General features: G+C 70.4%; 3 protein-coding genes. All 3 read right to left on the reverse strand.

Features of this window, described 5'->3' with window-relative positions; genetic code table 11:
* Positions 1–267: phage tail protein (locus tag TSH64_RS22105; protein ID WP_146208131.1), on the reverse strand; the 267-nt coding region annotated here is incomplete at its 3' end.
* Positions 268–854: 587 nt separating this feature from the next.
* Positions 855–4,640, reverse strand: coding sequence for an AAA family ATPase (locus TSH64_RS22110; protein ID WP_109448292.1), 3,786 nt, complete (start codon positions 4,638–4,640; stop codon positions 855–857).
* Positions 4,640–5,884: an exonuclease SbcCD subunit D C-terminal domain-containing protein gene (locus tag TSH64_RS22115; RefSeq protein ID WP_109448294.1), complete on the reverse strand. Its 1,245-nt coding sequence runs from the start codon at positions 5,882–5,884 to the stop codon at positions 4,640–4,642. The genes TSH64_RS22110 and TSH64_RS22115 overlap by 1 nt, the downstream gene beginning before the upstream one ends.
* Between the last annotated feature and the right edge of the window lie 415 nt (positions 5,885–6,299).

The raw sequence follows: 6,299 nt of genomic DNA on the forward strand, positions 1-6,299 counted from the left end.
TGCGGCGCGGCCGCGCAGGTCCGGAATACCGAAGGTATTGGCGTTGTCGCCGCCGTAGCGGAAGCCGACCAGCGCGAACAGCGCCTGATACTCACGGATCGCCAATGTCCGGCCATCGGCAGGGATGTAGTTGCGAGGGCACCAGTCGAACGCAAAGGTGCAGATCGTGCCGATGTATGACTCGTCGTTGCAGGCGGCGGCGGGCGTGCTGAACAGTGCCATTCCGCTTGTCATCGCAAAGGCGGCGTAGAGGAGAGTCTTGCGCATAAGGAGCCCCCGATGGCTGGGTTGTTCTGGATATCGGTACAAGGGTAAAATGCGATCAAACGATCTTTCTTTTATGGACTTATCTTATCATGTATCGCGATGGTGGTAAAAAGACATTTTAATGCAAATTTTTACACAATCGAACGGCTTCGCCATCGGGCTGACCTTTGCACGCAAAGACTGTGATTCCGAAGGTTGGGATCCGCATTCCCGGCATTGAGCTTCAACTCATCGCGCATCGGCGGAAAACCCAGGCGCCGATAGCCGAATTGGAGCTGCTCAGCCGCCAATCGCCACAGAGCTGGGTGGGACAGATGTCTTGTCCACAGACCCCGTCCGCACCCCGAGAGCGGTCGCGGGCCGAGGAGCGGTCCATGCCAAGAATAACGGAATCTCGCCGCGCGCACATTTCCATGCACCGCCTGTGCATGGATGACGACGGCATCGGCAAAGCCGTCATCTCGACAACCGGGCTGAGGCCTCGCGCGAACCGACCCGCCCACTGGGCGACGGATGAAGCGCTTCAAATCACCGCGTCGAGGGGAAGGGGACGCCGAAGGGAGGGACGACGCTGCGACCACTCCGCCTTAAACCCCCTCCACCTCCTCAATCGCCAATCCCAGCGCCACTCCCGCCACCGACTGCACCGTCACCCGGCTGCGCCCGCCGCCCAGCGGCACCACGCGGATCTGCGTGCCGATGCGCTCGACCATCGCCGGCACGTGGCTGATGACGCCGACCTGACGCCCGCCGGCCTGCAAGGCTTCCAGGCAGGACAGCGCCACGTCCAGGCTGTCGGGATCCAGCGTGCCGAACCCCTCGTCGATGAACAGCGTGCCGATCCCGCCGGCAGTGCCCGCCGCCATCGCCGAAAGCCCGAGCGCCAGGGCCAGCGACACCAGGAACAGCTCGCCGCCCGACAGGCTGTGGACGCCGCGCCGCTCGTCGCCCATCTCGCGGTCGACCACCTGGATTTCCAGATCGGCCCCGGTCACCCGTTCCAGCCGATAGCGGCGGGCGAGATCCTCCAGATGCCGGTTGGCATGGGTCAGCAGCAGGTCCAGGCTCAGGCTCTGGGCGAAGTTGCGCATCTTCTGTCCGGTCGACGAACCGATCAACTGCGCCATCTTGCCCCACAGCGCGGAACGCGCCTGCTGCGCCTCGATAGCCGCCATCAGCCCGGTCAGCCGCTGCCGATTGGCATCGTCCGCCTCCAGCCGGCCGCGGGCCGAGCCCAGCCGGTCGCGGTCGCGCTCCAGCACCGCATGGATGCTCTCCGCCGCAGCCCCGGATTCCTCGACGCTCTGTGCCGGACGACCCGCGGCATGGTGGTCGCCGCGCTGACGCCGCCGCTCGGCGACCACCAGAGCGGCATCGCCGCGCGCCCGTTCCAGCACCGCCAGCGCCAGCTCTTCCGCCTCCAGCTCGCTTTCGGGCGCAGCCAGCAGCCGGCGGACCTCGTCCAGCCCGACCCTGCGCTCGGCGACCGCGCAGCCCAGCCGCTCGCCGGCGGTCCGGGCCTTGTCGGCGCAGCGTCTCGCCGCCTCGCCGCGGGTTTCCCGCTCCTGCTCCGCGGCCGACAGTCGGGCGATGGCGTCCTGCCGGGCGAAAGTGGCCTTCTCGACCAGGGCTTCGGCTTCATGCTTCCGTGCGGCCAGTGCCGTCCGCACCTCCGACACCGGCCGTCCGCCCAGCACCGCGCCGCGCGCCGTCCGGGCCTCGGCCAGCCGCCCGGCGAGATCGTCTGCGCGATTGCGCGCCTCGTCCTCTGCCCGCTGCGCAGCCTCGAGTTCGGCGCTCTGCACCGCCCGTTCGCCGCTCGCGCGCTCGACCTCGCGGGCGGCACGGGCCAGCCCGTCGCTCTTCTCGCGATGGTCGCTCACCCGCCTTGCCAAAGCGGCCCGGTAGTCCTCCGGGGCCTGCTCCAGCAGCGCCTGCCACCCGGCCTCTCCCGCCAGGCCGTCAGCCAGCTCGGCCAGCGCGGAGTCCCGGTCGGCCTCCGCCCGCTCCAGCGCCGCCGCCGCCAGGGCCAGGGCCTGCCGGCCGTCGGCCAGCCGCTGCCGGGTCGCCTCGCACTCGCTTGCCAGACCGGCCGCCGCGGTTTCCAGCCGCCGATGCTCCAGCTGCGCCGCATCCAGCCGCCGGCGATGGTCGAGCGCCCGCTCCTCATCCTGCGCGATGGCGGCCATCCGGCGGTCCACCGCCTCGACTTGCCCGCGGATGTCCGTATGGATGTCCGTGTGTGTTTCGGTGAGCGCTCCGCCTCCGGTGTCCCAATCGACGGCCGACGCCTGTGCTGCCCAGCGCGCTTCAAGCCCGTCGGCCTCCTGCGCCATCGCCGCCAGCCGCGCGGTCAGCGCCTCGGCTCCCTTGCGCGCCGCCAGTTCCGCCGCTTCCAGTGCCGCATGCCGGGCCACCGTCGCGGCCAGGGCCTCGCGCAATCCGGCGAGATGCGCTTCCTGATCCTGCGTCACCCGGCCCAGCGGAGTCGCCCCGTCGCCCGCCCAGGGATGATCCGCCGATCCGCAGACCGGGCAGGGCTCACCGTCGACCAGCCGGCCGCGCAGGCTTTCGACATCCTCGCGCTGGGCCAGCAACAGCCGTTGCAGGGTACGCTCCGCCTCCATCACCGCGGCCTGCCGTCCGGCCCGGCTTTCGGCAAGCTCCCGCGCCGCCGTTCCGTCGCGCTCCGCCTCGCCCAGCAGCCGCAGCCGCTCTCCGTCCGCGGCGGTGCGCTCGGCTTCCAGCCGTTGCCGCGCCTCTCCGGTGGCAAGCAGGGCCAGCAGCCCGTCACGGCGGCGTCCGGCCTCCGACCGCGCCTGTCGCGCCTCTTCCAGCGACGGCACCGCCGTGCCGCGCAAGCTGTCCAGCGCCTGTTCGGACGAGCGGCACCGCTCGCGCGCCTCGGCCAGCCGCCCTTCCACGGTGCGTGCCGCGGCTTCGGTCGCCGCAAGCTCCCGCTCCAGCCGTTGGCGCTCCTGCGCGGCGGCCTTTCCGCTCCGTCCGTCGGCGACGATGCGCGCCAGCAGCCGGTCCCACCGCTCCCACTGCCCGGCCACCGCCGCGAAGCCAGCCTGCTCGCGCAGCCAGATCTCCAACCTTGCGGCATCGCTGCGGGCCGAGGACAGGGTGGCGTCGATATCCTGCATGGCCTTTCGCAGCGCGATGCTGCGCTGGACCGCGATTTTCGCCGCCGCGTCGGCGGTCCCCTGCTCGCCGGTCAGGGTTGCGATCCGTCCATCAAGGTCGGCCGCGCGGTCAAGTTCGGGCTCGGCCCTGGCCTGCTCGGCACAGGCCGCCTCGAAGCGCCGCCGGGCCTCGCCATGGCGGCCGGTCGCCTCATCCACCGCCAGCCGTGCCGCGGCCAGGCCCGTCTCCGCCCGCTCGACCGCCGCCGCGGCCTCCGCCGCCTCGTCGCGCGCGCGGTCGGCGTCCGCCAGCACCGGCCGCAGCGGCTGCAACCCGCGCAGGGCGAGAGCGGCGTCGCGCCGCTCCTCCGCGCCGCTCCACGCGCGCTCCGCCGCGTCTGCGGCCTCGACCGCCTTGCTTTCCGCCGCCGCGAGCTGGCGGTCGCGCTCATGCCAGGCCAGCGCCGCCTGGGCGCGCGCCAACGCCTGCTCGCCGCTCCGCACCGCCTCCGCCGCCTCGCCGGCCTCGGCTTGCAGGGCAGTCCGGTCGTCGTCGCTCAGCACCCCGATGCCGCCGCCCTGCGCCACTAGCCTGTCGAGCGCCTGCTTCTCCGCAGTCGTCCGCTCATGCGCCGCAATCGACAGGCGCGAGTAAATCTCCGTCCCCGTCAGCAGCTCCAGCAAGGCGGAGCGCTCGCGCGGCGGCGCCTTCAGGAAGGTGGCGAAGTCGCCCTGGGCCAGCAGGACCGCGCGCCGGAATTGCTCGAAGCTCAGTCCGAGCCGCCGCTCGATCTCCTCGAGCACGCTCTTCTTGCCGTCGCCGAAACGGCGCTCGCCGTCCAGGCTGCTCAGCGACATGCTCTGCAGCTGCAAAGCACCCTGGGCCTTCTGCCGGGCCCGCCGCACCTCCCAACGGGCGCGGTAGGCCTCGTCGTCGATGCCGACGAAATCGACCTCGGCCCAACCGGAACCGGCTCCGCGCCGCAGGATCGTTCGCACGTCGGTGGTGCGGATGCTGTTGGGATCGCCGTCCGGCCCCAGCATCTCGCCGCGCCCTTCCGGCAGCCGCGGCATGCGGTCGAACAGGGCGAGGCACAGGGCATCCAGGATGGTGCTCTTGCCGGCGCCGGTCGGACCGGTGATGGCGAACAGCCCGGCCCGCCGCAGCGGCTCCCGGTCGAAATCGATGGCGAAGGAACCGTCCAGGCTGGTCAGGTTGGCACCGCGAACCGCGAGAATCCGCATCACATCGTCTCCTGCACGCCGGTCAGCAGCTCATGGAAGGCCGCCATCAGGTCCGGCTCGGGATCGCCGTCGTGGCTGCGGCGGTAGAGACGGCGGAAGACCTCCTCCGGCTCCAGCGAGGCCAGATCGACCGGCGGCGCGCTGTCGGCCAGGGTCTGGCCGCTGCCGGTCAGTCGCACACCCAGCTTCAGCAGCCGCACCGGCCGCCCGGCCAGCACGGCCTCGACCTCGTCGCGCAGGGCGGGGCGCGGTTCCGGCAGCGTGACCGTCACCTCCAGGAAAGGCCAGGCATCGCGCGCCAGTCCGTTGTCCAGTTCCAGCCGCTTCAGCCTGTCGAGCGCCGCTTCCGGACTGGCTTCGCTGACCCGGTGAATCGCGACATGGCGGGGCACCCGCAACGCCTCATGCCCGACCAGTTGCCCGCCTGCGAATTCGGTCAGCACCACCTGATGGAGATAGGGCTGCTCGTCCAACGCCAGCGGGATCGGCGACCCGCTGTAGCGCACCGCCTCGCGCCCGCCGACCGCCTGTGCCCGGTGCAGGTGGCCAAGCGCCACATAAGCGGCATCGTCCGGGAAGATGTCGACCGGCAGGGCATGCAGGTTGCCGCCCAGGATCTTGCGCTCGCTCAATTCGGACAGGGCGCCGCCCCGCATATAGCAATGTCCGGTGAGGATCAGCGCCTCGCCCGTCCCGCAGCGCTCCCGCCCACCGCTCCAGGCCTGGCTGTAGAGCCGCCGCACTCCTTCGATCAGCGGATCGACGTCCTCGGCCTCCTCGACCGCCGGCAGGTCGGACGGCCGCAGATAGGGCATGGCGACGCAGCGGGCGGCGACGGCGCCATCGGCGTCGTGCAGCGGTACGATCAGCGGCGACGGATCGAACATCCCGGCGGCGGAAGAGGGGAGGGTGCCGATCACCCGTACCCCCATTTCGGTCATCAGCGGCGAGGGGGCTTCCAGGCGGCTGGCGCTGTCATGGTTGCCGGCGACCACCACGATGTCGAGCCGCGGGTGCAGCGCCTTCGCTCGCGCGACGAACCGGTAGAAGAGTGCAAGAGCCGGGATCGGCGGGTTCTGTCCGTCGAACACGTCGCCGGCGATGACCAGCGCATCCACCCGATGCTCGCCGATGCGGTCGATCAGCCAGTCGAGGAATCCGGCATGCTCGGCATCGCGGGGGATCCCGTGCAGGGTCTGGCCCAGATGCCAGTCGGCGGTGTGGAGAAGACGGAAGCTCCGCATGGTCCTGCGCTCGCAACGAAACGATGAGCCACTTTACGGATCGCGCCACCGGCCGCGCCTGCGAAAAATGACGCCGCCGAAAAAATGACGGAGCGATGAAAAAAGCGCTTGCGCGGTTTGTGGGAGGGCGCCTATAAACCGCTCCACCGACGGCGGGGCGCTGAACGAGGCGCAGCGGCGGCGGCAGAAACGGAAGAGAAAACGGCGACTTAGCGGTTTCGATCTTCCGGCTTCGACCGAAATTCTCCGGTCACTCCGATCCGATCCTCTGAAGAAGGGGATGCGGAAGAGCGGCCGGTGCGGCACGTTTCAGTGCTGCGGGCTCTTTGACAAGTACATACCGTGTTGTGAGAAGGGATGCGCAGGCGGCGGCAGTTGGTAGCCGTTGCGGCCTTGGGGTGTTGGTTTCCTGATG

This window comes from Azospirillum sp. TSH64 (genome assembly GCF_003116035.1).
Taxonomy (GTDB): Bacteria; Pseudomonadota; Alphaproteobacteria; order Azospirillales; family Azospirillaceae; genus Azospirillum.

Coding starts and splice junctions, on each gene's coding strand:
- TSH64_RS22110 (WP_109448292.1), bottom strand. CDS start 4,640: ATGCGGATTCTCGCGGTTCGCGGTGCCAACCTGACCAGCCTGGACGGT.
- TSH64_RS22115 (WP_109448294.1), bottom strand. CDS start 5,884: ATGCGGAGCTTCCGTCTTCTCCACACCGCCGACTGGCATCTGGGCCAG.